The organism is Microthrixaceae bacterium, assembly GCA_016702505.1.
Classification (GTDB): Bacteria; Actinomycetota; Acidimicrobiia; order Acidimicrobiales; family Iamiaceae; genus Aquihabitans.
In genome coordinates this window covers 45,902-70,817 of the sequence record JADJDU010000010.1, presented here as the reverse complement: position 1 = coordinate 70,817, position 24,916 = coordinate 45,902, and the positions used below count along the sequence as shown (strand labels likewise).

23 protein-coding genes and 2 pseudogenes are annotated in these 24,916 nt (G+C 68.0%); 11 read left to right on the top strand and 14 right to left on the bottom strand.

The genetic code is table 11. The features are described 5' to 3' along the window. Nucleotides 1-3: 3 nt before the first annotated feature. Nucleotides 4-723 carry an FkbM family methyltransferase gene (locus tag IPG97_11385; protein ID MBK6857118.1) on the bottom strand — a complete coding sequence of 240 codons (720 nt, stop codon included), beginning with the start codon at nucleotides 721-723 and terminating at the stop codon, nucleotides 4-6. Nucleotides 724-838: 115 nt separating this feature from the next. Between IPG97_11385 and IPG97_11380 the strand changes: the two genes are divergently transcribed. Further along, nucleotides 839-1,696 carry a DUF3097 family protein gene (locus IPG97_11380; GenBank protein MBK6857117.1) on the top strand — a complete coding sequence of 286 codons (858 nt, stop codon included), beginning with the start codon at nucleotides 839-841 and terminating at the stop codon, nucleotides 1,694-1,696. 68 nt (nucleotides 1,697-1,764) lie between these two features. On the opposite strand, the gene IPG97_11375 is transcribed toward IPG97_11380, so the two are convergent. The 4 genes and pseudogenes from IPG97_11375 to IPG97_11360 form a co-directional block, all read right to left on the bottom strand. Further along, nucleotides 1,765-2,031 (bottom strand): MFS transporter, encoded by a 267-nt coding sequence (locus IPG97_11375; protein ID MBK6857116.1) that lies wholly within the window; start codon nucleotides 2,029-2,031, stop codon nucleotides 1,765-1,767. Between the two features lie 17 nt (nucleotides 2,032-2,048). Continuing rightward, nucleotides 2,049-3,134, bottom strand: a pseudogene (locus IPG97_11370) (MFS transporter). After that, entirely contained in the window at nucleotides 3,023-4,228 is a 1,206-nt protein-coding gene (locus IPG97_11365) for a hypothetical protein (protein MBK6857115.1), read from the bottom strand. Before IPG97_11365 ends, IPG97_11370 begins: the two are co-directional and overlap by 112 nt. Continuing rightward, entirely contained in the window at nucleotides 4,221-4,739 is a 519-nt protein-coding gene (locus tag IPG97_11360; GenBank protein ID MBK6857114.1) for a MarR family transcriptional regulator, read from the bottom strand. Before IPG97_11360 ends, IPG97_11365 begins: the two co-directional genes overlap by 8 nt. On the opposite strand from IPG97_11360, the gene IPG97_11355 reads away from it, so the two are divergent. Genes IPG97_11355 through IPG97_11340 form a run of 4 tightly spaced genes read left to right on the top strand, consistent with a single transcriptional unit; the run spans nucleotide 4,738 to nucleotide 10,030 of the window. Next, on the top strand, nucleotides 4,738-8,115 hold the full coding sequence (locus IPG97_11355; GenBank protein ID MBK6857113.1) for a methylmalonyl-CoA mutase family protein: 3,378 nt from the start codon (nucleotides 4,738-4,740) through the stop codon (nucleotides 8,113-8,115). The two genes, IPG97_11360 and IPG97_11355, sit on opposite strands and share 2 nt — an antisense overlap. A gap of 27 nt (nucleotides 8,116-8,142) precedes the next feature. Continuing rightward, a complete protein-coding gene (locus tag IPG97_11350; protein MBK6857112.1) occupies nucleotides 8,143-8,514 on the top strand; it encodes a hypothetical protein in 372 nt (123 codons plus the stop codon). Then, on the top strand, nucleotides 8,403-9,290 hold the full coding sequence (locus IPG97_11345) for a CBS domain-containing protein (protein ID MBK6857111.1): 888 nt from the start codon (nucleotides 8,403-8,405) through the stop codon (nucleotides 9,288-9,290). Before IPG97_11350 ends, IPG97_11345 begins: the two co-directional genes overlap by 112 nt. A 23-nt stretch (nucleotides 9,291-9,313) precedes the next feature. Beyond that, nucleotides 9,314-10,030, top strand: a complete 717-nt coding sequence (locus tag IPG97_11340; GenBank protein ID MBK6857110.1) for a crotonase/enoyl-CoA hydratase family protein — start codon at nucleotides 9,314-9,316, stop codon at nucleotides 10,028-10,030. A 29-nt stretch (nucleotides 10,031-10,059) separates the two neighbouring features. Here the strand turns inward: IPG97_11340 and IPG97_11335 are convergent, their stop codons facing one another. Genes IPG97_11335 through IPG97_11325 form a run of 3 tightly spaced genes read right to left on the bottom strand, consistent with a single transcriptional unit; the run spans nucleotide 10,060 to nucleotide 12,990 of the window. Next, nucleotides 10,060-10,686 (bottom strand): class I SAM-dependent methyltransferase, encoded by a 627-nt coding sequence (locus tag IPG97_11335; protein ID MBK6857109.1) that lies wholly within the window; start codon nucleotides 10,684-10,686, stop codon nucleotides 10,060-10,062. 47 nt (nucleotides 10,687-10,733) lie between these two features. Then, a complete protein-coding gene (locus tag IPG97_11330) occupies nucleotides 10,734-12,413 on the bottom strand; it encodes a hypothetical protein (protein ID MBK6857108.1) in 1,680 nt (559 codons plus the stop codon). Between the two features lie 31 nt (nucleotides 12,414-12,444). Continuing rightward, nucleotides 12,445-12,990: a GtrA family protein gene (locus IPG97_11325; protein ID MBK6857107.1), complete on the bottom strand. Its 546-nt coding sequence runs from the start codon at nucleotides 12,988-12,990 to the stop codon at nucleotides 12,445-12,447. A gap of 152 nt (nucleotides 12,991-13,142) precedes the next feature. Here IPG97_11325 and IPG97_11320 point away from each other — a divergent pair, with 152 nt between their 5' ends. Next, a complete protein-coding gene (locus IPG97_11320) occupies nucleotides 13,143-14,351 on the top strand; it encodes a PQQ-dependent sugar dehydrogenase (GenBank protein ID MBK6857106.1) in 1,209 nt (402 codons plus the stop codon). On the opposite strand, the gene IPG97_11315 is transcribed toward IPG97_11320, so the two are convergent. Beyond that, nucleotides 14,303-14,935, bottom strand: a complete 633-nt coding sequence (locus IPG97_11315) for a GNAT family N-acetyltransferase (protein ID MBK6857105.1) — start codon at nucleotides 14,933-14,935, stop codon at nucleotides 14,303-14,305. The genes IPG97_11320 and IPG97_11315 overlap by 49 nt on opposite strands. Here IPG97_11315 and IPG97_11310 point away from each other — a divergent pair. Continuing rightward, entirely contained in the window at nucleotides 14,861-15,295 is a 435-nt protein-coding gene (locus IPG97_11310; GenBank protein MBK6857104.1) for a PAC2 family protein, read from the top strand. The two genes, IPG97_11315 and IPG97_11310, sit on opposite strands and share 75 nt — an antisense overlap. Further along, complete coding sequence (locus IPG97_11305; protein ID MBK6857103.1) at nucleotides 15,192-15,656, top strand: PAC2 family protein; 465 nt, start codon at nucleotides 15,192-15,194, stop codon at nucleotides 15,654-15,656. Before IPG97_11310 ends, IPG97_11305 begins: the two co-directional genes overlap by 104 nt. 5 nt (nucleotides 15,657-15,661) lie before the next feature. Here IPG97_11305 and IPG97_11300 read toward each other — a convergent pair whose 3' ends face one another. The 5 genes and pseudogenes from IPG97_11300 to IPG97_11280 form a co-directional block, all read right to left on the bottom strand. Further along, nucleotides 15,662-17,959: a [protein-PII] uridylyltransferase gene (locus tag IPG97_11300; protein ID MBK6857102.1), complete on the bottom strand. Its 2,298-nt coding sequence runs from the start codon at nucleotides 17,957-17,959 to the stop codon at nucleotides 15,662-15,664. Nucleotides 17,960-17,988: 29 nt separating this feature from the next. Further along, the gene (locus tag IPG97_11295) at nucleotides 17,989-18,327 is read right to left on the bottom strand and encodes a P-II family nitrogen regulator (protein ID MBK6857101.1); all 339 of its coding nucleotides are present in this window, start codon (nucleotides 18,325-18,327) and stop codon (nucleotides 17,989-17,991) included. 40 nt (nucleotides 18,328-18,367) lie between these two features. Continuing rightward, nucleotides 18,368-19,590 (bottom strand): annotated as a pseudogene (locus tag IPG97_11290) (ammonium transporter). Nucleotides 19,591-19,751: 161 nt separating this feature from the next. After that, complete coding sequence (locus IPG97_11285) at nucleotides 19,752-20,225, bottom strand: Rrf2 family transcriptional regulator (protein MBK6857100.1); 474 nt, start codon at nucleotides 20,223-20,225, stop codon at nucleotides 19,752-19,754. A 4-nt stretch (nucleotides 20,226-20,229) separates the two neighbouring features. Continuing rightward, nucleotides 20,230-20,418: a hypothetical protein gene (locus IPG97_11280; protein MBK6857099.1), complete on the bottom strand. Its 189-nt coding sequence runs from the start codon at nucleotides 20,416-20,418 to the stop codon at nucleotides 20,230-20,232. A gap of 42 nt (nucleotides 20,419-20,460) precedes the next feature. Here IPG97_11280 and IPG97_11275 point away from each other — a divergent pair, with 42 nt between their 5' ends. From IPG97_11275 to IPG97_11265, 3 genes are all read left to right on the top strand, one after another. Beyond that, a complete protein-coding gene (locus IPG97_11275) occupies nucleotides 20,461-21,387 on the top strand; it encodes an ABC transporter ATP-binding protein (protein ID MBK6857098.1) in 927 nt (308 codons plus the stop codon). Further along, the gene (locus IPG97_11270; protein MBK6857097.1) at nucleotides 21,384-23,009 is read left to right on the top strand and encodes an ABC transporter permease; all 1,626 of its coding nucleotides are present in this window, start codon (nucleotides 21,384-21,386) and stop codon (nucleotides 23,007-23,009) included. The genes IPG97_11275 and IPG97_11270 overlap by 4 nt, the downstream gene beginning before the upstream one ends. A gap of 108 nt (nucleotides 23,010-23,117) precedes the next feature. Beyond that, on the top strand, nucleotides 23,118-24,896 hold the full coding sequence (locus IPG97_11265) for an ABC transporter substrate-binding protein (protein ID MBK6857096.1): 1,779 nt from the start codon (nucleotides 23,118-23,120) through the stop codon (nucleotides 24,894-24,896). Nucleotides 24,897-24,916: the final 20 nt, after the last annotated feature.

The window sequence follows — 24,916 nt, the reverse complement described above, 5'->3', positions numbered from 1 at the left end:
AGGCTAGGAGGTAGGACGGGACCAGAGCTCCCACACCCACGACCAACACCACATTTCCTTGTGGGTCTTGGCCAGATCCCGGCGGTTCTTCCACCTTCGCCCGTAGGCCTTCGGGTGCCACTCGTGGAACTGGACAAGAACGTGGTCGATGCGTTCGAGCCAGCCGGTTTCGGCCAGCCGGTCGAGCAGGTCGTACTCGCCGCCCTCGATGTTGACCTTGAGCACGTCGACGTGGGTGATACCCAGCTCGTCGAAGACCGCCACCACGTCTCGGATCTGGATCTCGGCTGTTTCACCTTGCCCGCCGTAGATGGTCGACCCCGCGTCGGACAGGTGCATCTCTGCGGTGGTGTCCGAAGCGCCGAGGCCATAGGGCAGAACGTGGAACCGCTCGTTGGTGCCGGGTCCTTCGAGAAGCTTGGCGACGGCTGGAGGCGCCGGTTCGAAGGCGTAGATGTTGGGTTCGTAGCGATCCCAGATGCCCTGGGACCACTCGGCCACATGGGCCCCGACGTCCACCACCACGCTCGAGTGATCCAGGGGGAAATCGGTACGGAGCTCGGGTGTGAGGACGCTGGCAACCAGGAACTCCACGAACGGGGTCCGGTAGTAGTTCTGGTCGAGCAGGTGGCGCACGCCCGGCGGAAGGTAGGGGTGCTTCCGGCGGCGATAGACAGTGCGCGGCGTCAGCACTGCCCGCTTGACCTGATACAGCGTTGGCATCTCGCCCATCCTCGCCGAACCTCGTGTTGGGCCGCGGAACCTATCAGTCCCCGACTCCTCAGATGCTGAACGGTGCCGGCATCACCAACGGGTCGGCGCCCCATAGCCTCTGGCCATGGCTGTTCCGCCCCGACGACGAGACCCTGGCATCCTCTCGGAGCCCATCGACCTCGATGGTCCGGCCCGGCCTCGGCGACAGCATCCGGTGGTGGCGGCCAGGGCCGGGCTCGAGGTCAAGCAGCGGGGTACGCCCATCACCGGGACGGTGATCGGCGTGGTCAACGGGGTTCTCCAGGTCCGCGACCGCCGGGGATTCGAGCACCGCATGGCTCTGTTGCCGGGTGGGTTCGAGGTCGACGGCCGGGTTGTGACCCTGGTCCAACCCCGCGCCGCCGCCCCTGGCTCCCGACCGGCCGAGACGGCTCGCACTGCGTCGGGCTCGATCGCCGTTCCCAAAGCTCCGGCCCGAGTGGCCCGGGCCGGGAGGATCCTGGTCGAAGGCATTCACGACGCCGAACTGGTGGAGAAGGTCTGGGGCGATGACCTGCGGGTGGAGGGAGTGGTGGTCGAGCGCCTCGATGGGGCCGACCACCTCGACGAGGTGATCCGCGCCTTCGGGCCTCGGCCTGGCCGGCGGCTCGGAATCTTGTTGGACCACATGGTGGAAGGATCCAAGGAAGCCCGCCTGGCCGCCGGGGTCGCCGGACCTGACGTCCTGGTCACCGGGCATCCCTTCATAGACGTGTGGCAAGCGGTCAAGCCCGCGGTGGCCGGTCTGGCGGCATGGCCCGACGTGCCGCGCGGTGAACCGTGGAAGGAAGGCGTCCTGGCCCGCATCGGGTTCGGGGGCGAACCGTGGCAGTTCTGGAAGCAACTCCTGAGTCGGGTCGGCAGTTGGACCGATCTGGAGCCGCCCCTGATCGGGGCGGTCGAGGAACTGATCGACTTCGTGACCGAACCATCACCGGGCTGATCAGCTGAGCCTGAATTCGCCAGTTCTGCCGCTCCAGCTCGTCACACGGCCGAATGCCATTGGTGACCTCACAGATCGTCCGGCTCGGGGTCATCCATCGCTTCGAAACGGGCCGGGCTGACCATTCGCACCACGCCCAGCGCCGCCACCATGGCCACTCCCGACGCCGCGGTGACCACACCCATACCGGCCCGGTCGGCCAGCGGGCCCTGGATGGTGGCCCCGATCGGGTACACCACCCCCAAGGCCAAGAAGTAGAAGCTGAGCACCCGGGCCCGCAGGGCAGCGGGAGCCCGCAACTGGACGACGGTACCGATCCCCGACAGCACCGACATGTAGGCCGCTCCACACCGACGATTGCCACGGTTGCCCACAGCGAGCTCGGCGACAGCCCGTATGCAGCCAGCAGGATCGCCAGAACACCCAGGCTGACAATCAACATCCGGTATCGCCCGAACCTCTCGGCCAGCACCGGTAGGGCTAGGGCGCCCAGCACCGCTCCCACCCCCTGCGCGGTCACCAACCTGGCGGTGAGAGCGGCATCACCGTCGAAGTGGACTCGGGCCATGGCCGGTACCAGGGCGATGAAGGGAGAAGCCGTGAGCGCCACGATCGAGATGAACACGATGGCCGATCGGACCCCGGGCACCGACCAGGCCGTCACCGCCCCGACCCGGATACGGGTCCACAGCGCATCTTCGTCGGTTGGGCGCGGGGCCGGGGTCAGGCGCAAGGCCCGCAGGGCCAAGAGCATCACCGCGAACGACGCGGCGTTGACCGCGAACGCGCTGGCATAGGAACCGAGGCCGATGGCCAACCCGGCCAGGGCCGGCCCGACCACCCGGCCCATGTTCCATTGAGCCTGGCTCAGCGACATGGCTGCCAGCAGGTCTTCGCCCGGTACCAGGTCCGGGAGCATGGCCGAATAGGCCGGGAAGCCGAGCCCGGCCACGCACCCGGCGGCGAAGACCACCACGGCCAACAAGGGCGGTGATATCTGATCGGCGGCGGCCAACACGGCTAGGGCTCCAGCCGCGACCATCTGGGCCGCGGTCATGGCCAGCAACAGGCGACGACGGTCGAGGCGGTCGGCCAGTGCGCCTCCGATCGGCCCCAGCAGCCCCATGGGCAAGAAGCCGGCTGCGGCCACCAGGGCCGTCCAACCGGCCTGGTCGGTTCGCAGCGCCACCAGATCTCCGACCGCAACCGTTTCCATCCAGGTTCCGACGTTGGAGATCAGACCGGCCCACCACACCAGCGCGTAGTTGCGGTGACCGAGGGGCGCCAGGGACGAGCGCCAACCTCGGCGTCGCTGCGAGGGCGCGGTCACGATGTTCGGGGCGACCCGAAGGGCACTGCCGCCTCGCGCCGGCTCGGAACCAGGCCCACCCCGTGGGCCGCGGCCGCTGCCGCCCGGGCTGCCGAGCGGTCGCTCCAGGTTCGAAGCGGTGGCTGACGCGCCGCGCTGCGGGCCAGGGCGAAGCGAGCCAGCGCGGCCAGACCCATGCCCAGAGCCACCAGCCAGGTCGCGGCTGTACGCACGTCGGGAGCGGAGATCGTCACCACCGCCAAGGCCACCGCATAGGCCAGGGCCCCGGCTACCGCCTGGCGCTTGGCCAACCTCGCCGGGCCGTAAGCCAGGACCGTCTCGTCGACCCCGTCCGGAGGAGAGAACCGATCGCCTCCGCCGCTGACGCTGATCCGGCTGACACCAGGTCCGCCGACGGTCACCGCTCGTTCCGGGGGGGCCTCCATCAATCCGGCCGCGACGCTGAGGGCATCGGACCACGGGACCACGAGCGGTCCTTCGGCTCGGCGGGGCGCGGCCGATGCCACGGCCATGCCTCCGGGGGCGGCCAGGATGCAGAGCCCGTTGCGGGGGTCAGGGCCGTGAAGCTGCACCACGGCGCCCTGGGGGAACCAGGACAGAGGTGTTCCCACCAATTCCAACACGGCGTCGCTTCGTCCGGCGTCGCCCGCGATTCGCACACCCAAGGCCGCGGGGCGCAGCGACCGCCGGAGCCACACCGGGGTCACCGCCACAGGTCGCGATGGCCGGGCCAGAACCTGACGCTGGTATCGCCATCGGCGTCGGGCCAACAGGCCGGGAACGGTGCTGGCCAACCCGACCCCGACCAAGGCGATCAGCACCGGCGGCACCGTGGCCGGTTCTTCCAGCATGAGCTGGCATCGACAATCGCCGACCAGTCGGGCCTGGTAGCGGGTGCCGATGGCGTCGGATCCGGCCCGGCGCAACGCCTCTCGGGCGATCATCCACCGCCGGGTGCTCTGGTACTCGACCATCTCGGCGGTGTCGTCACCCACGTGGGCACCGACGGTGACCAGGACCGGAACCCCCGAGTTCCAGTCCCCCCGGGATCCTCCCGCACGACCCTGGACCACCAAGATGAGGGCGAGGGCGACCACCATCAGGACCGCCAGGATCATCTGGGACCCGCCCGGACGCCGAGTGAGTATCCGCTGAGACCAAGTCGAACGGTCCCCGGGGTTGGGCACTGCGGGCTCAGCCACGGGACCTCACATTGGGATCGAAGTCACCGGCCCCTGCCCGGAGGGGACGCAGGCTGCGATGAACCCTCATGGCATCGGCCGAGGACAGCTCGGCCAGTCCCACCCGAGCATCGACCACGGCTCGGGTGGCGGGCTCGACGATCGAACGCCCCGCCGGGGTGAGGGCGGCCAGGGTGGTTCGACGGTCGGTTGGGTGGGGCTGACGTTCGATGTAGCCCTGGCCTTCCAGACGGTCGACCAGGTTGGTGACGCTGGCTTGGTGAAGCATCAGACGCTCCCCCATCTTGCCCAGCGGAAGGCGTCCCTCCCGGCTGAAGTGGAGCAGGATCAGCACCTCATAGCGGGCGAAGGAGAGGTCCCAGGGCCTCAGGGCCTCATCGACCCGGGCCAGCAGGATCTGTTGGGCCCGCATGATGGAGGTGGCCGCCTGCATGGCCTCCACCTGATCCCATCGAAGCTCCCATTGGCGGCCGGCCTCCTCGATGGGGTCGAACGGGAGCGGACGGCGCATGGCCAGGGAGGCTAACGCTCCCGGACCGCCCAATGGTCGGTCGACAAATAGTTTGATTTCCAAGTATTCTGGGTTGGTGAGCTCCACCTCCGCCGAACCCGCCCAAACCGCCCTCCACCGACCGGTGAACCCGGTGAGGTTCGTCACCGCCGCCAGCCTGTTCGACGGCCACGACGCGTCGATCAACATCATGCGGCGAATCCTCCAAAGCCAAGGCGTCGAGGTGATCCACCTCGGCCACAACCGTTCGGTCGACGAGGTGGTCGACGCAGCCGTGCAAGAAGACGTCCACGGCGTGGCCGTCAGCTCCTACCAGGGCGGCCACAACGAGTACTTCCGCTACCTGATCGACCGTCTCGATGCCCGGGGTGCCGGCCACGTCAAGGTGTTCGGCGGTGGCGGCGGCGTGATCATCCCCAGCGAGATCGCCGCGTTGCAGGCCTACGGCGTGTCTCGGATCTTCTCGCCTGAGGACGGCCAAACCCTGGGCCTACCGGCCATGGTCAACCAACTGGTCGCCGACTGCGACCACGACCTGGCCGACCGCGTGCCAGCAGACCTCACCGCCCTGATGGGAGGTGACCACACCGCCCTGGCCCGGGTGATCACCGCCATCGAAGCGGGCCGCCTACCCGAAACCCTCCTGAACGAGTTGAGGGCCACGGCCGCGGCCCGCGCCGTTCCGGTGCTCGGGATCACCGGAACCGGTGGCTCGGGCAAGTCCTCGCTCACCGACGAACTGATCGGACGGTTCCGCCTCGACTACGAGGACAAGCTGTCCATCGCCGTCATCGCCGTTGACCCCACCCGCCGCAAGGGAGGCGGAGCCCTTCTCGGCGACCGCATCCGCATGAACGCCATCCATGGCGGATCCGTCTACTTCCGGTCGCTGGCCACCCGCACCGCCACCACCGTGCCGCCCGGCATCGACGACATCGTGGCGGCCACCAAGGCCGCCGGCGCCGACCTGGTGATCGTGGAGACCCCGGGCATCGGCCAAGGCGACGCCGCCGTCGTGGACCACGTCGACCGGTCCCTCTACGTGATGACACCGGAGTTCGGAGCCGCCAGCCAGCTCGAGAAGATCGACATGCTCGACCATGCCGACCTGGTGGCGATCAACAAGTTCGACCGACGGGGAGGGGCCGATGCCCGGCGAGACGTGGCCCGCCAGCTCCTACGAAACCGCGAGGACTTCGGTGCCTCACCCGAGGACATGCCGGTGTTCGGAACGGTTGCGTCACGGTTCAACGACGACGGCGTGACCGCCCTCTACCAGGAGCTGCGCACCCTCCTGGTGCCCCACGGGCTCCCCGCCCACCCGATGACCGCAGGCCTGGCTCCGGTCACGGTGCGGGTCTCCTCGGCTGACACCGCCGTGGTACCGGCGGCGCGCAGTCGGTACCTGGCCGATGTGGCCGACACGGTTCGTGACCACCACCTCCAGGTGAACGTCCAAGCCGACGTTGCCCGCCAGCTACAACAGGTCCGCGCCGTTCGAGCGATGCTCGGCGAACAGCCCAACGGCACCGAGGTAGACCGGCTGGGCGGCCTGGAAGCCGACCTGGATCACCGCCTCCATCCCCAAGCCCGGGCCCTGCTGGCGGACTGGCCCGCCACCATCGCCGCCTACACCGGCACCGGCACCGAGGCCGACCAGTCGAATCCCGCCCATCCAACACTGCACAAAGCCTCCCTGTCGGGCACCCCCGTACCCCGGGTGGCCCTCCCCCGACTGCACGACCACGGCGACCTGCTGCGCTTCTTGTGGCTGGAGAACCTCCCGGGCCGCTTCCCGTTCACGGCTGGGGTGTTCCCGTTCAAACGGGACAACGAACGACCGGCCCGCATGTTCGCTGGCGAGGGCGACGCCTTCCGCACCAACAAGCGGTTCCATCTGCTGTCGGCAGGCCAGCCCGCCACTCGGCTTTCCACCGCCTTCGATTCGGTGACCCTTTACGGCTTCGACCCCGACGAACGCCCCGACATCTACGGCAAGGTCGGCAACGCCGGGGTGTCCATCGCCACCCTCGAAGACATGAAGGTGCTCTTCGAGGGGTTTGACCTGTGCGACCCCACCACCTCGGTGTCGATGACCATCAACGGACCGGCCCCGACCATCTTGGCCATGTTCTTGAACACCGCCGTCGATCAACGGCTCGACGCCTTCGAAGCCATCGAGGGAAGATCTCCGACCGCCGAGGAAGCTGGCGAAGTCCGGTCCTGGGTGCTGGCCAACGTCCGCGGCACCGTCCAAGCCGACATTCTCAAAGAGGACCAGGGCCAGAACACCTGCATCTTCTCCACCGAGTTCGCCCTCGGGATGATGGCCGACATGCAGGAGTGGTTCATCGACCACCAGGTCCGCAACTTCTACTCGGTGTCGATCTCGGGCTACCACATCGCCGAAGCCGGCGCGAACCCGATCACCCAGCTGGCCTTCACATTGGCCAATGGGTTCACCTACGTGGAGGCCTACCTGGCTCGGGGCATGGACGTGGACGACTTCGCCCCAAACTTCTCGTTCTTCTTCTCCAACGGCATGGACCCCGAGTACACCGTGCTGGGACGGGTGGCCCGACGGATCTGGGCGGTGGCCATGAGGGACCGCTACGGCGCCAACGAGCGCAGCCAGAAGCTCAAGTACCACGTGCAGACCTCGGGCCGTTCCCTCCACGCCCAGGAGATGGACTTCAACGACATCCGCACCACCCTCCAGGCCCTCATCGCCATCTACGACAACTGCAACAGCCTCCACACCAACGCCTACGACGAGGCCGTCACCACCCCCACCGACGAGTCGGTCCGCCGGGCCCTGGCCATCCAACTGATCATCAACGAGGAGTGGGGGCTGGCCCTCAACGAGAACCCCAACCAAGGGTCGTTCGTGATCGACGAGCTGACCGACCTGGTCGAAGCCGCGGTGTTGGCGGAGTTCGACCGGCTGGCCGCACGAGGCGGTGTGCTCGGGGCCATGGAGACCGGCTACCAGCGGGGCCGGATCCAAGACGAATCCCACGACTACGAGATCCGCAAGCACGAAGGCACCCTGCCGATCATCGGGGTCAACACCTTCACCCGGGCCGCCGACGCCCCCGGCGACCGCTCAACCGAGGACTCGATGGCAACCGATGGTCCCCCCGTGGCCTTGGCCCGCTCCACCGAGGAGGAGAAGCGTTCCCAGCTCGACCGCCTGGAACGGTTCCACGTCGACCACAGCGCCGAGGCCACCGCAGCGCTTACCCGACTGCGAGAGGCGGCACTGGCCGGAGAGAACCTGTTCGCGGTGCTCATGGATGCCACCCGCAGCGCCAGCCTCGGCCAGATCACCCACGCCCTCTTCGAAGTTGGAGGCCGATACCGCCGAAACGTGTGAGGCGGACCTCGGCGATAGCTTGACCCGATGGGTCGAGACATCCCCCTCGGGCGCATCGCCGGCATCAAGGTCGGCATGAACGTGAGCGTCCTGCTCATCGCCGGCCTCAACGCTTGGGTGCTGGCCGATAACAACTTCCCCATCCAGGTTCCGGGTTTGACCACCACCGACTACTGGGTGGCGGGCGTAGTGGCCGCGCTGGCGTTCTTCGTCTCGCTGCTCGTGCACGAGATGGGCCATGCCTTGGTGGCCCGGGAGGAAGGCATCGGGGTGAAGGGCATAAGCCTGTGGTTGCTGGGCGGAGTGGCCCGCCTCGAGTCGTCACCGCAAACCCCCGTGCCGAGTTCCGCATCGCCGTCGTCGGCCCCCTGGCCAGCGCCGCCTGCGGCGCCTTCCTGATCTCGGTCGCCTACGTTCTGCCCGACACCGGGCGGTGGGACCTGGCCGGCACCGCGTCGGCGTGGCTCGGGGTACTCAACTTGATATTGGCCGGCTTCAACCTCCTGCCGGCTGCCCCCCTGGACGGGGGCACGGTTCTCAGCGCCCTCATCTGGTGGCGCACCGGAAGCCAAAGCGCCGGCAAGGTCTGGGCCGCCCGCAGCGGGGTGGCCGTGGGCCTCGGACTGGCGTGGTACGGCCTGGGGGACCTGCGGGCCGAGGACAGCGACGGGTTCGGCATCTGGATCCTGGCCGTCGGCGGGTTCATCGCCATGAACGCCTGGCAGGCCCTGCGCTCGGCGCCGCTGTACTCGTTGCTGGAGGGGGTGCGGGTGAGCAACGCCATGTACGCCAACCCGCCTACCGCCCGTGCCGAAGACACCGTCGCCGACTTCTTGCGCACCCTGCCGCGCGACACCCGCCACCAGGCCTACCCGGTGATCGCCGACCACGGTCGGGTGGTGGGGCTGTTGACGGCCAACGCCATCCGGGCCGTCCCCGCCGAAAAGTGGGAGGCCCTACGCAACTCCGACCTGGCCTTCCCGCTCAACCGTCTCACCGTGGTTCGGGCCGATGAGCCCCTCTTGACGGCCGTGCAGCGCATAGACAGCGGAGACATCAGGACCGGGCTGGTGGTGGACGACCACGGTCGAACGATCGGCACCGTCGACGCCCGTGCCCTATATGACACCGCCGAGACCCGACGGGGCCAACTCGCCCCCTCCGGCAGAGGCTGACACCGGCACTAGGTTTCGGACCCATGTCCGACACCACCGCTGCACTGCCCACCTACCACCGCCAAGGAGACGTCGCCATCGTCACCCTCGACGACGGCAAGGCCAACGTGATCTCAACTGCGGTGGTCGACGCCCTCAACGCCCACATGGACCGGGTGGAGACCGAGGGAGCCCGGGCGCTGGTGATCGTCGGACGCCCCGGGAAGTTCAGCGCTGGATTCGACCTGAGCGAGATGACGGCCAACGTCGAATCCATGCGGGCCCTGGTGGTCCACGGCGCCCGGTGGCTGATGCGGCTGTACGGGTTCGGCGTGCCGACGGTGGCGGCCTGCACCGGGCACGCCCTGGCCGCCGGAGCGTTGACCTTGTTGAGCTGCGACGTGCGGATCGGTGCCGATGTCCCGGCCAAGATCGGCCTCAACGAGGTGGCCATCGGCATGGCCCTCCCCAAGTTCGCGGTGGAACTGGCCCGTGAACGGGTCCCGGCCCACGAGTTGGGCGAGGCCACGCTCGGAGCCCGGGTGTACGACCCGGCCGGGGCCGTGGCCGCCGGTTACCTGGATCGGGTGGTGGCCGAAGCCGACCTGGTGGATGCCGCCGTCGCCGAAGCCGAACGACTGGGGGCGTTGCGCACCGGCGCCTACGCCCTGACCAAGCTCAACTTGAGGGGTGCTCTCATCGAGCAGCAGCTGGCCACGGTCAAGGCCGACATGGACACGGTGGACATGCCCAAGGTCTGAGCCCCGATCCGCCGAACGGGTTGGGCCGATCAGGCCGGGCGGGTCAGGATCCGCATGGATCCGACCGCACGTCGTTCCACGAACCCGTCCTGGAGGGACCTCACGTAGATCTCATAGGGCGGGCGGCCGCCATCGGCAGGATCGGGGAACACGTCGTGGATGCACAACGTGCCGCCCGGCGCCACGTGCGGGGTCCACAGGTCGTAGTCGCGGTGGGCCGGTTCCGAACCGTGACCGCCGTCTATGAACAACAACGCCAGCGGTGTCGACCAGAACCGTCCGACGGTGGGCGAGTCCCCGACGACGGCCACCACCGATCCCTCCAGCCCGGCGTCGAACACGGTCCGACGGAACCGGGGCAAGGTGTCCATGCGCCCCACCTCGGTATCGACCAGGTCCGGTTCGTGCCACTCCCATCCGGCCTGGTTCTCCTCCGACCCCCGATGGTGGTCCAAGGCGAACAGCACCACACCGGCAGCCTGAGCTGCCGCCCCCAACCACACCGAGGACTTGCCGCAGTACGAACCGATCTCCAGCAGCGGGGCGTCAGGCACCGCGGCGGTGGCTTCCATCGCCGCGACCCACAGGGAGTCGCCCTCATCTGTAGGCATGAAACCTCGGGCTCCGACCGCCGCCAGGCGGACGCCGGCGGCCATGTCCGTCTCGGGGTCAGGAAGGATCTGGTCGGTCACGAGCCGAGACGCTATCTACGGCCCGCCCCGTCACCGCAGTCGGGGATGGGGACGACACCGAGGAGCATGCCCAGACCGGCCTCCCACGGAGGCACCCACTCGTCCACGAAGATCACCGTCCACGTGCCGGCCAGGTGCTTCGAGTAAGAGATCTGGTTGGTGGCCAGGTACCACTCCAGGTTGGCCACGTTGTTGGCCAGCTTGTTGTCCAAGACATAGGTGGATGGCTGCTCGACCAGCATCGTGCACTCGAGGTCGTCGAAGCGGGGAACCGCGAACGACGAAGCCTTGATCCGGCCACCGGACTGGTAGGTGATCTGGGTTCCGGCCAGGTCGGTCACCACGTACTCGACGTCGTTCTCCTCCAGCAGCCGGATCACGTCGTCGGTCCCAGGTGCGGCAAGAAAGCGAACGTCGGTGCCACTGACCTCGTTCATGCCCGAGATGCCCCACGACGTGGAAGCGGCGGCCAGCACCGCGACCACCAGGGCCACCGCGGCCGGTGGCACGGCCCGGGGAGACGGCACCAGGCCGGCCAGCAGCAGGGCCATGGCCGGGAGCATGGGGTACAGGTAGCGAGGGTCGGCCCCGACCGTTCCCGTGTTGTTGGCCAACGGGTACAAGATCAAGTATCCGATCACCATCACCGCTGGCAGGCTGGCTCCCGTGGATGGATGGCGACTGAGAGCCACCGCCACCGCGGCCAACAACACGATCACGGCCACGAACCGGGCCATGGGCACGAGGGTGCGGTCCGGGTCCCACGGGGTCTCGAGCCCGAGGAGGACGGCCAGCTTGGCGATGCCCTCGCCGAACCGTCCAGGAGCATCGGATCCGAGGCTGGCGGGTTGGCGCAGCGAACTGAAGGCGTGGATCACGTTCCACACGATCCAGGGTGCAGCACCGATGACCGCCCCCACCAGAACCCGGGTCCAGTGATCGAGCCGTCCAGCATCGCGAAACAGCACCCAAGCCAACGCCGGCAGCCCCACCAGCAAGAGCAGCGGGCTGACCCACCAACCGACACCCAGGGCCACGCCCAAGCCCACGAGTTCGCGACGGGTGAGGGCCTCTCGGGCCGGGTCGACGCGGCCAGCGTGGTGGAGGTGATGGTCCAGTCGGGCCACCAGCCAAACGATCAGCGCCGCGGCCACGATGGCCGCCCCGTAGAAGCCGCGTTCCTTGGTCGACTGCCACACCCCGCCAGCCGGACCCAGCCACAACAGGATCGGGGCGGCTAGCTGGCCGGCCCGCGTCGGCACCACCCGCCGGGCCGCTCCCCACACCAGCAGGCACGCCACCAGGTGCAGCACCACCGGCACGATCTTGAGCTGAAGGGTCCCGCTCCCGAACAGCTGGTGTACGACAGCGACCAGGGCGGTCTCGGGGGTCCCGCCGTAGGGCTGCCCCGGGAAGAACACCGATGGTTCACGAAAGAAGCTGTGGGCGGCCAGTCCGGCGGCAGCTTCGTCCAGGTCGATGTATCCCAGTGGCCCGGTGAGAAGGTTCCATCGCTGCACGATGCCGATCACGAAGGCCACGCCCAAGATGGCGACCTCGACCAACGTCGGGGCTGGACCCAGCTCCCGCGGAGGACGGTCGGTGGGATAGCCGATCCCCTTCCCCGTCGCCCGAGCGGCGCGCGCCAAGACCTCCTGTTCGAGCCCCTGGGGTGGTGTGGTGATCGTCACGGTGCCTGCGTCCCCTCCGCGCCGTCGCCGATCAGCCGTTCATCGGGGTCTTCTGAGCGTGGGTGAGGGCCTCGGCCGCTTCCAGCTCCTCGATGTCCTCGTCGTAGGGGGTGTGATGGTGCGGGCCGAACATGATCTTGTCCAAGAACATGTACTTGAGCACCCACAGCACACCGAATCCGGCGATGTTGGCGAGCTGGACGGCGAAGGGGTTGCCGTGGCGGAGCTCGGGGACGGTCGGGTCCTTGGTGGCCGTCGCCACCAGCACCACGAAGAGCGTGGACAGACCCAGTCCGGCGATGGTGAACAGCCAGAACGGCAGAACCTCACGGCGCATGTGGGCTCGGCCCCGTTTCCCCCACACCCAGTACTTGTTGAGGAGAAAGGCCGGGACCGACACCACCGACACCGCCACCACGTTGGACACGCCTGAGCGCCACTCCAAGACGTGCAGCATCAGAGCCAGCAGGAGCTGGGTGGCGACGACGCCGAACCCAGATGTTGCCACGTAGCGGATGGCCCGCCGGCCCGGCTCACTGCGGGCATGGGCGTAGAGGGCGGAGGGACTCAGGTTCACGAAGACCCGATCGTAGGCTGAGACGACGGTCACCCCACAGTCATCGGCCGATCGGCGGCCCGAGTGAAGCCCCGGTGACCACTGCTCTAGCCTGCCCGGCGACCGGCGACCACCGCCCGGCACACACCACCAGGGGAAGTTCTCCGTTGTCGATGCAACCTGCCCGAACCTTCTACCGCACCGCGCTCGCCACCGTGGCGGCTGCGGGGATCTTGTTGATCCCAGGGTGCAGCGACGATGCATCCACCGACACCTCGGACACCGGCTCGAATCGTTCGACCACATCCTCCTCCACCACCCAAGCGGGCGATGCCGACCCTGCCGATCACGGCATCGGGAAGGTCAAGGCCACCGAGGTGGCCGAGTTGACCGAGCCCATCGCCCTGGTTGTGCGCCCAGGCGACGCACAGCTGTGGGCCGCCGAGAAGGCCGGTACCGTCCGACGCCTCGAGGTTGAGGACGACGGCACCCTCGATCCTGCTCCCGATCCGGTGTTGGACCTGTCGGACGAGACATCGTTGGACATGGAGCAGGGCCTGCTCGGGATGGCGTTCTCCACCGACGGTGCGACCCTGTTCGTCAGCTACACCGACCTGGACGGCACCAGCACCGTGGCCGCCTACGACGTGACCGAGGACGACGATGGAACAACAGTCGACCCCGACACCCGCCAGGTGTTGCTGACCCAGGCCCAGCCCTTCTCCAACCACAACGGCGGCCACCTGCTCGTCGACTCCGACAACCAGCTCTGGCTGGGCCTGGGCGACGGTGGGTCCGGCGACGACCCCGACAACAACGCCCAGGACCCCGACACCCTGCTGGGCAAGCTGATCAGGGTCGACCTGAGCGGAGACGAGGACCACGAGATCGTCGCCCTCGGGCTGCGCAATCCGTGGCGCTTCGACATAGACCCCCAGGATCAGGTGATGTGGATCGCCGACGTCGGCCAGAACGCCATCGAAGAGGTGAACCGCATCGCGCTGGCCGATCTGGACGGTGCCGACTTCGGATGGAGCGGATACGAGGGCCCCGAGCCCTACCTGGAGGGCGACGACCGTCGCCCCTCCGATGCCGTGGCGCCGGTCTTCTCCTACCACCACGACGACGACCTGGGCGGTTGCTCGGTCACCGGAGGCGTCGTATATCGGGGCACGAACCTGGTCGGCCTCGACGGCGCCTACCTGGTGTCTGACTATTGCACCGGCTGGGTCCAGGCCCTGCTCGTAGGTGAAGACGACGCCATCGAGGCGGTAGACCTCGGCCTGCACATCCCGAGTCCCTCCTCGTTCGGCACCGACCAGGACGGCAACGTCTATGTGCTTTCGCTGGAAGGAACAGTGTTCAGGTTGGACCCCGCCTGATAGCGGTAGACGTTGGTTTCGCGCGGTTCGAAGCCGAGCCGACGGTAGAGCCGGTTGGCGGCCTCCCGGCTGGGACGCGATGTCAGGTCCACCGACCGGGCCCCGTGCTGGGCGGCCAGGTCCAGGGCGAAGCGGTTGAGAGCATCCCCCACACCCTGGCCGCGGGCGTCGCCGTCTACGACCACGTCTTCGATCCACGCCCGCATTCCGGTCGGGATGCGGAACAGGACCAGCGTCAGCGAGCCCAGGATCGTCCCATCGTCGCCACGAGCCACCAGCAGGTGGGTGGCGGGAGACGCCACGATCTCTGCCAGTTCGACAGCACCGGGAGGCGGGGCCGAGCTGGAGAGCTGGGGCGTGAGGCGGACGAAGGCTTCCACCAGTTCGTCGGTGGTCTGGTCTGCGATCTCTACCTGTACGGCCACGGTCGCCGAGCGTAGGCCGGTAGCGTGGGCCCCGTGAGCCCGATCCGTTGGATTCACCACCCCGAGCTGCGCCGACCAGTGCTGGTGACCGCTTTCGAGGGTTGGAACGATGCCGGAGACGCCGCGTCGGGAGCGGTCCGGTGGCTGATCCACCGCCATGGGGCCGAGCAGGTCGCCACCGTCGACTCCGAGGAGTTCTTCGACTTCACCTCCACCCGACCGGTTGTGCGCCAGGCCGAGACCGGCGAGCGCCAGATCCTGTGGCCCGACACCGAGCTGTGGTCGGCGGTCACCGACACCGACCGCGACCTGGCGGTCCTGGTCGGCCAGGAGCCGCACCTGCGGTGGCGTACCTGGACACGCGCCGTGCTCGACCTGGTATCGGCGCTGGACGTTTCCTTGGTGATAACCCTGGGTGCGCTGTTGTCGGACATCCCCCACACCCGCCCCACCATGGTCACCGGCACCGCCGACGACCCCGAGTTGGCGGCCCGCCTCGGCCTGGTCCGCTCCACCTGAGGGACCGACCGGGATCGTCGGGGTCCTGGGCGCCGCCTTGCGCGAGGCCGGCGTCCCCACGGTGTCGTTGTGGGCGTCGGTCCCCACCTATGTGTCCGGTGCCCCATCACCCAAGGCCACGCTGGCCTTGGTGGAGCGGGCCGCCCGGGTGATCGGGGTGCAGCTACCGACCACCGACCTCGAGATCGCCAGCGCGGCCTACATCCGCCAGATCGACGAGCTGGTCGCGTCCGACGACGACACCGCCGCCTACGTCTCGGACCTGGAAGCCGCGGCCGACGACGAACCTACCGCCGAGGTGGACGACACCGACCCGGGGGCGCTGGTCGAAGAGGTCGAACGTTTCCTGCGCGGTGACTGATCAGGTCAGGAAACGGCGTGGGCCAGGGCCCGCTCCAACTCGGCCCGCACACCCCGTTCCTCCACCAGCGATCCATCGCGGTGGGTGACGTAGAAGGCGTCGATCATGAGATCCCCGAGCGTGTGGATCTTGGCCACCCGTACGTCCAGATCGAGCTCAGCGAAAGCCCGTAGGACCCGGTACAGCTGTCCGATGCGATCGGGGGCGGTCACCTCGACCACCGTCGCCGACATCGAGGCGGCATCGTCGAAGCGGATCGAGGGGGGCGGCATGCCGACCCTGGACTCGCCCCGAGAGTAGGTGGCGATCCGATCGGCCAGCCTGGCCTCGATGGCCAGCCGGTGATCGAGCGCGGATCGCAGGTCGGCTTCCACCCGTTCCCAGGCGATCATCGACCCGAACCGGGACTCGACCCGGAACCGTTCCAGGGCCATCCCGTCTCGGGCGGTGGCGTCGGCGGTCAACACGTCCAGACCGTGCAGGGCCAAGACCCCGGCAGCCCGAACGAACAGACCGGGTTGGTCGGGGGCCACCAGCTCCAGCGTGTCGCCCTCACCCAGAATGGAGATCTCACCGCCAGCCAGGAGGCTTCGTTGGCGTTCGTCGGGGAACTCCTCGGTGACCAGCACCGAGAGGTCCCCGCCCGCGAGCTGGTGATCGACCCGGCGGACCAGTTCCCGGACCAGATCCGCCTTCCACCGACCCCAGGCCGCGGGCCCGGTGGCCAGCGAATCGGCCTCGGTCAGGGCGGCCAGCAGTTCGAGGGTGACCCGATCCCCGACGGCGTCGGCCACGGCGTGGATGGTGGCGTCGTCGGAGAGGTCCCGACGTACGGCCACGTCGGGCAACAGGAGGTGATGGCGGATCAGGGCTCGGAGGACGTCGATCTCTTCCTCGGAGTACCCGAGACGAGGGCCGATCTCATCCATGAGCTCGATTCCCACCTCGGTGTGGTCACCGGGACGGCCCTTGCCGATGTCGTGGAACAAGGCGCCGAACAACAACAGGTCGGGACGGGTCACCCGACCGGCCAGGGCCGAGGCGTTGGCACAGGTTTCGAGGAGGTGCCGGTCCACGGTGAAGCGGTGGTAGGCGTTGCGTTGAGGGCGGTTGCGAACGCCGTCCCATTCGGGGATGAAGCGCCCCCATAGACCGACGTGGTCGAGGGCTTCTATGACGGCCACGGCGTCGTGACCGCAAGACAGCAGGTCGACGAATCGAGTGCGGGTGTCTTCGTTCCAGGTCTCCCCCGCCGCCGGTGTGATCCCCCGGTCAGCCAGGCGTTCGAGGGAATCACGGGCGATCCGAGCCCGCTTGCGAGCGGCCAGGATGGCGGTGTCCAGAACCTGGTTGGGGTGTACCGCTGGGTCGTTGCTGGCTTCGAGGTGGACCTGCCCACCTCGAACCACGAGACCCGGCGCGCGGTCGCGGCTGCGCCAGCCCAACAGGCTGGTCCCGGTGGAACCGGCCAATCCGACTCGGTCCCAGGTCTCATCGGCGATCCAGGCCACCGTGCTGGCGGCATCGGCGATCGAGGACATGAGACCATCGGCGTCGGTGCCCAGGGCCTTGCCCACCGCGTCCTGCTGGTCCAACGTCAGCCTGTCGCCGGCCTTGCCGGTGGCGCGGTGGAGCTCGACTCGGGCCGAGAACAGGACCTCTTCAGCCTGGCTCAACTCTTGGGGGTCGGCATGATCGAGCACCGATCGGGCGATCTCGGCCCAGCGCAGGGCGTGGATGTCTCGCAGACCGCCACGGCCTTCCTTGAGGTCGGGCTCGAGCAGATAGGCGACCTCTCCGAACCGGGCCTGGCGGGCCATAACCGATTGCCGAAGCGTGGCCAGGTTGCGCTTGGCCCGCTTGCGCCACCGTTCCAGCGCCATCTCGGCCAGCGAGAACGTGAGCTCGGCATCGCCGGCCAAGTGGCGGATGGTCAGCAACGACGTGGCGGTGTCGAGATCCTCGCTGGCCAGCGCCAGCGCGTCGGACACGGTCCGCACCGAATGACCGAGCTTCAGACCCTGATCCCAGATCGGATACCAGATCTGCTGGGCAACCTCGGCTGGGGGTTGCTTGCCTCGGTGGAGCAGAAGCAGATCCAGATCCGAACCTGGGGCCAGGTCTCCTCGCCCGTAACCTCCGACCGCCACCAGAGCCAATCCCGATGGGTCAGCGCTGCCGGCGGCGGTTTCGAACTGGGCCGTGAGCCAGTCGTCGACCTCCGTTCGCCAAGCCTCGGCGAACCTTCGACCCCTCAGGGTCTGGTCATCGAGGAGACGGTCACGGATGGCGGCGAGGCTCACGGTTTAATTCCTTTCTTGGGTACTGGGGCCTAGACGGCCTCGGCTCCCTGCTCTCCGGTACGGATCCGTTGCACGGTGTCCACCTCGGTCACCCAGATCTTCCCGTCACCGATCTTGCCGGTGCGGGCCGACTCGGTGATGGCGCTCAACAAGGCGTCGACCTCGTTGTCGTCCACCACTAGGTCGAGGCGGATCTTGGGAACGAAGTCCACCTTGTACTCGGTGCCTCGGTAGACCTCGGTGTGGCCGGCCTGACGGCCGAAGCCCTGGACCTCGGTGACGGTGATGCCGTTGGCTCCGGCGGCCTTGAGGGCCTCCTTCACCTCGTCGAGCTTGAACGGCTTCACGATTGCGGTGATCAGCTTCATGGTTGGAAATCCTCTCGCAGTGACGGGGCGCTGGGGGCGCTCACAGGGCGTTGTAGGCGGTCTCGGCGTGGAGGACCTGGTCGAGGCCGATGTCCTCGGTCTCTCGTCGACCCGCAGGCCGATGGTCAGGTCGATCACCTTGGCGATCACGAAGCCGCCGACCAGGGCGAAGACGAACACCGCAGCCGAGGCCACGACCTGGTCGATGAGCAGGTCGGCGTTGCCACCGTCGATCAGCAGACCGGCGGGGATGACCTCGTTGATGGCCGGGTCGGCGAAGAAGCCGAGGGCGATGGAGCCGAACAGGCCGCCGACCAGGTGGACGGCCAGCACGTCGAGGGCGTCGTCGAGCTTGGCCGCTTCCTTGATGGCCAGGGCCAGGTAGCAGACCACGCCGGCGAGGAAGCCGACGATGAGGGCGGGCATGGTGCCCACGAAACCGGCGCACGGGGTAATGGCGACCATGCCGGCCACGGCTCCCGAAGCGGCACCGAGGGTGGTGACGTGCTTGCCCTTGATCTTCTCCACGATCAGCCAGCCCAACATGGCAGCGGCGGGAGCGACGATGGTGTTGAGCAGGGCCTGGGCGGCGACGCCATTGGCACCCAATGCGGAACCGGCGTTGAAGCCGAACCAGCCGAACCACAGAATGCCGGTACCCATGAGGGTCCAGGGCAGAGCGTGGGGCGGCATCGGTTCCTTGCCGTGGCCCTTGCGGCTACCGATCACCAGCAGCACACCGAGGGCGGCGGCACCGGCGTTGATGTGCACCACCAGGCCTCCGGCGAAGTCCCATGCACCCATCTCGGCGATCCAGCCGCCGGCGAAGGCCCAGTGGGCGACCGGGGCGTAGATGAGGATCAGCCACAGCCCGATGAACGCGGCGTAGCCGGCGAACTTGAGCCGATCGGCGGTGGCACCGGTGATCAGGGCGGGGGTGATGATGGCGAAGGTCATCTGGAAGCTCAAGAAGAGCGTGTCGGGGATACCGAGACCGAAGATCGAGTCGGTCGCACCCACTCCCTTGAAGCCGACCAGATCGAAGTTGCCGATCCAGCCGCCGTCGCCCAGGTTGCCGAAGGCGAGGGAGGCGCCGAGCACCACCCACAGCACGGCGAGCAGGCCGATGGCGAAGAAGTTCTGCATGAGCATGGCCAGGAAGTTCTTCGAGCGGACCATGCCGCCGTAGAAGAACGCGAGGCCGGGGGTCATGAACAACACCAATGCGGTGGAGATCAGGACCCAGGCGATGTTGCCTTCCATTGGATGTACCTTTCGGGACGGAGGGGTCGGGACTGACGCTGAGCACTCTGCTCACTTGCCATTTCCCGACCGTTCCCGAACTGTTTCGGTCTGGTGAACCGATGTTTCGGCACTGTGAACAGCCCCGACCCTCTCCCAAAAGCCCAGGTCAGGGGCGTCCCTCAGCGATGGGCCCAGGCGTCGCTGGTATCGGCGAGCAGATCCACCTCGGCCGCCAGCTGACCGTCGCGTAGGTCCGCAATCGTCACCCGTTCCAGCACGGCCCGGAGATTGGCCCGTACCGCGATCCACGCCCGTTGCAGAACAGCCAGGTCATCGGGGTAATCGAGGGCATCGGGCCGCACGCCACGGACATCGGCCAGCGGCCCCTCGACCGCTCGGATCACGTCGGCCATGGTGATCTGCTGGGGTTCACGGCTCAGCCGATATCCCCCTTCGGCCCCACGGACGCTCGACACGAGACGGCTGCGTTTGAGGTCGGCCAGGATGTGTTCGAGGAACTTGGCCGGAATGTCTTGGGCATCGGCGATGGCCTGGCGGGTGAGAGGATGCGGCTGGGAACCGTCGTCGGGGAAGGCACGGGCCAGCTCGATGGCGGCTCGCACCGCGTAGTCGACCTTGGCCGTGGTTCGCACCCGGTCAGCCTTCGTCGAACCGACGCCAGCCGGCGTCGGTGATGGAGCGGGGCTCGAAGAAGATGCAGTGGTCGGGGCAGGCGAAGGGAGCCTTCTCGTTGGCGTCGACGCGGCAGCGCTGCACCTGTTCGCCTCCAGCCCCGCCCGACACGGTGCGGGTGGAGTAGTGACGGCAGTCCTGGCGCACACCCATGGTCCCCAGCTTCCCACGCGCGCCGCCCGATATGGTGCGCCCGTGGAAACCGATGGCGCCGTGGTGTCGTGTTCGGGCCTGCGAAAGGCGTTCGGCTCCACCCAGGCCTTGAGCGACCTGGACCTACAGGTCGGCCCCGGCGAGGTGCACGGCTTCTTGGGACCCAACGGCGCTGGCAAGTCGGTGACCCTGCGAATCCTGTTGGGCCTCTTGCGGGCCGACTCGGGCACAGTCCGCTTGTTCGGTTCCGATCCCTGGCGCAACGCGGTGAACCTCCATCGACGCCTGGCCTACGTCCCCGGGGAGACGAACCTGTGGCCCAACCTCACCGGCGGAGAGATCATCGACGTTCTGGCCGACCTGCGCGGTGGTGTCGACCAGCGACGCCGAGACGAGCTGATCGAGCGGTTCTCCCTCGATCCCACCAAGCGGGCCCGGACCTACTCCAAGGGCAACCGTCAGAAGGTGGCACTCATCGCGGCGCTGGCCTCCGATGCCGATCTGCTGGTGCTGGACGAACCAACCGCTGGCCTCGACCCGCTCATGGAGGCGTTGTTCCAGGAGCTGATCGTCGAGCTGAACCAGGCCGGGCGCACCGTACTCCTGTCGAGCCACATCCTGGCCGAGGTCGAGAGCCTGTGCGACCGGGTCACGATCATCCGGGCCGGACGCACCATCCAGAGCGGCAACCTGGACGAACTACGCCATCTCACCCGAACATCGATGACAGTCGAGACGAGGGAACCAGCCCGATCCTTGGCGGGGCTGGCCGGCGTCCACGATCTGGTGGTCGACGGAATGCGGGCCACCATGAGCGTGGACAGCGACGCGATCGAAGGGGTGGTGGCCCACCTGGCCGGGTTGGGGGTGACGGCCCTGGTGAGCAAGCCCCCGACCCTCGAGGAGCTCTTCCTGCGGCACTACGGCGACGAACTCGACGACGCCGGGGTGTCGACCCCGTCGCCGTGACGCGCCCCGACGGGACACACGCCGACGGGACCCTCGCCGGGCTGGGACGGGTGGTCCGCCTGATCCTCCGCCTGGACCGGGCGCGTCTGGCGGTCTGGGTCGGGGTCACCACCGCAGTGATCGTGGGGTCGGCGGCTTCGCTGCTGGCCGCCTACCCCGACCAGGCGGCCATCGACGCCTACGGGCTCATGATGGGCGACAACCCGGCACTGGCGGCCTTTGCCGGGCCGGGCTACGGCATGGACGCCCCCAACATCGGCGTGATCCTGGTCAACGAGGTCCAGCTATGGGGTCTGGTCACGGTGGCACTCATGTCGGTGTTCCTGGTCAACCGCCACACGCGGGCCGAGGAGGACGCGGAACGGGCCGATCTGCTGCGCTCGACCGTTGTCGGCAGACACACGATCTCGGCGGCCACGGTTTTCGTGGTCACGGTGGCCCACGTGGTCCTCGCGGCAGCATGCGGGGTCGGGTTCGTCGCCCTCGGCTATTCGGCTACCGGCTCAGTTGCCCTGGCCCTGTCGTACCTGGTCACCGGTTGGATGTTCGTGGGCGTGGCGCTGGTGGCAGCCCAACTCGCCGGCACCGGGCGGGGATCGCTGGGTCTGGCCTCGTCCACGCTGGGCCTGGTCTTCGTCGTTCGAGCGGCCGGAGACACCGCCGGAAGTCCCGTCCGCTGGTTGTCTCCGCTCGCATGGCCCCTGAGCGTGCGCGCCTTCGCCGGCGAACAATGGTGGTTGCTCGCCCTGACGGCCGCGTTCGGGGCCACCCTGGTCACTGCCGGGCTGTGGCTGTCCACCCGGCGCGACCTGGGGTCGGGAAGGCTGGTTCCCGGGCGGGGTCCCGATCGTGGGGCATCGACCCTGCGCCATCCGTTCGGGTTCGCCCTTCACCTCCACCGGTGGACGATCGCATCGTGGACGGCCGGAATGTTCGTGCTCGGCGCCGTGTACGGCTCGGTGGCCGACGACATCGCTCAGATGATGAAGGACAACCCGCTCTACGTCGAGCTGCTGGGTCAGGCCGGCGGCGGCGCCGACGCCACCGATTCCTATCTGTCGACCGTGATCGTGATCCAGGCGTTGCTGGTGACGGGTTACGTGATCTCGGCGGTCCTCATCCCCCATCACGAGGAGTCCGTGTCTCGGGTCGAGGTGATCCTGGCGTCGACTTTGGGTAGGCGACGATGGCTCGGGGCCTATCTGGCGGTGGCCGCCCTCGGCGCCACGCTGACCACCGTCGCTTCTGGTGTGGGAACCGGTCTGTCCGTCGCCGCCACCACCGGCGACTGGGATCAGGTCGGCCGGCTCACCGCCGCTGGACTCGTGCCCCTTCCCGCCGTCGCCGTCGTCGCCGCGTCGGCGGTGTTGCTCTATGGCTGGTGGCCCAGGGCAGTTCAAGCATCGTGGGGGGTTCTGGCCGCGGTCGCGGTCCTGGCGATCCTGGCCGAGGTGCTCCGGATTCCCGCGTGGATACGGCAGCTCTCGCCGTTCACTCATCTGCCGATGGTGCCGGCCGAATCCCTGAGGTGGCCACCGCTGTTGTGGTTGTCGGTGTTGGCGTGCGCCCTCACCGTCATCGGCGTCGGAGGTTTCCTGCGACGCGACATCCAGGCCCACTGACCGACGCCGACCCTTTGACCGGCAAGGCCCACCGTCCTCCGCTACCGTTCGCCGCTCACCGGGTCCAGGGGAACAGGACACGGTCGACGATCACAGGGGACAACTCCAATGAACCGATCCATCCGAACGCCTCGGCGTGCCCGGGCAGGTGCGGCGCTGGCCACCGTGTCGCTTCTCGTGGTGAGCGCCTGTGGCGGCGCGTCATCGGACAAGGACGCCAGCGGGACCACCGGCGGTGCCGAGGCTCAGCAGAGCCTGGGCCTGACCGCCGATGCCGGCGAGTCCGGCCTGGCCAAGGCCGGTGAACCCCGACGGGGCGGAACGCTGGTCTACGGCATCGAAGCCGAGTCCAGCGCTGGCTACTGCCTGTCTTCTTCGCAGCTCGCCATCGGTGGAATCACCGTGGCCCGCGCCTTCTACGACACCTTGATGGTCCCCAACGCCGACGGCGGCTACTCGCCCTACCTGGCCGAGTCCCTGACCTCCAACGACAACCAGACGGTTTGGACGGTCAAGCTCCGGCCCGACATCAAGTTCCACGATGGTTCGGCGCTCGACGCCACCGTGGTCAAGAACAACATCGACGCTTACCGCGGTAAGTACCCGGGACGCCCGTCGCTGCTGTTCACGTTCATCCTCCAAGACATCGCCGAGGTGAACGCGGTCGATGCGCTCACGGTGGAGATCACCACCAGCCGACCCTGGGTATCCATGCCGGCCGTGCTGTACGCGTCGGCCCGCCTCGGGATCATGGCTCAGGCCCAACTCGACGCCCCCGAGGACGGGTGTGCCACCAACCCCATCGGCACCGGCCCGTTCCGGTTCGTGAGCTGGACCAAGAACCAGAAGCTGGTGGGCGAACGCAACCCCGACTACTGGCAGATCGCCCCTGACGGCGAGCCGTACCCCTACGTCGACACCATCGAGTTCCGGCCCATCCCCGACGGGACGGTGCGCATCAACTCCCTGGAATCGGGCAGCATCGACGTCCTCCACATCGATGAGGCCGAACGGATCAAGAACAGCCTGCGAGACCTGCGCGACGCCGGGAAGATCAACATGTTCGTGTCGGGCGACGAGGCCGAGGTGAACTTCATGCAGCTCAACTCCTCGATCCCTCCGTTCAACGACGTCAGGATGCGCCGGGCGCTGGCCCACGCCACCAACCGGGCCGACAACAACCGCCGCCTCAACGCCAGCCTGCCCGAGGTGGCGTCGGGTCCGTTCGGGCCGGGATCGATGGGATTCTTGGAAGACGCCGGCTTCCCCGCCTACGACCCGGCCGAAGCCAAGAGGCTCATTGACGAGTACCGGGCCGACACCGGCGATGACGGTGGGTTCACCATCACCTGCTCCACCAACCCGGCCACCATCAAGGGCGCCGAGCAGATCCAGCGCCAAGCCCAGGCGGTGGGTCTCGACGTCAAGGTCCAGACCATCGACCAGGCCGGGCTCATCGACCGGGCCATCGCTGGCAGCTTCGAGGCCATGGCCTTCCGCAACTTCCCTGGTGGTGACCCCGACCAGAACTACGTCTGGTGGTACGGCGGCGGAAACCCGGTCAACTTCGGCAAGTGGGACAACCCCGAGCTCAACGAGCTACTCGACGCCGGCCGGGAGACCAACGACCCCGCCAAGCGCAAGGAGATCTATCAGGACGTCAACCGCATCATGGCGACAGAGGTCTACGGCCTGTGGACCACCTACGCGGTGTGGGCCGTGGCCACCGACGCCAACGTCCATGGGATCCTGGGCCCGCCCCTTCCCGGGGATGATCCGTCCCAACCTGGCGACGCCTCCACCGACGACCCCACCCGCCAACCGGCCCGGGGCCTGGCCGTGTCCCACCCGTTGTTAGGCCTGTGGGTATCTGAGAACTCCGGCTGACCACCCCGGTCTTCGCCGCC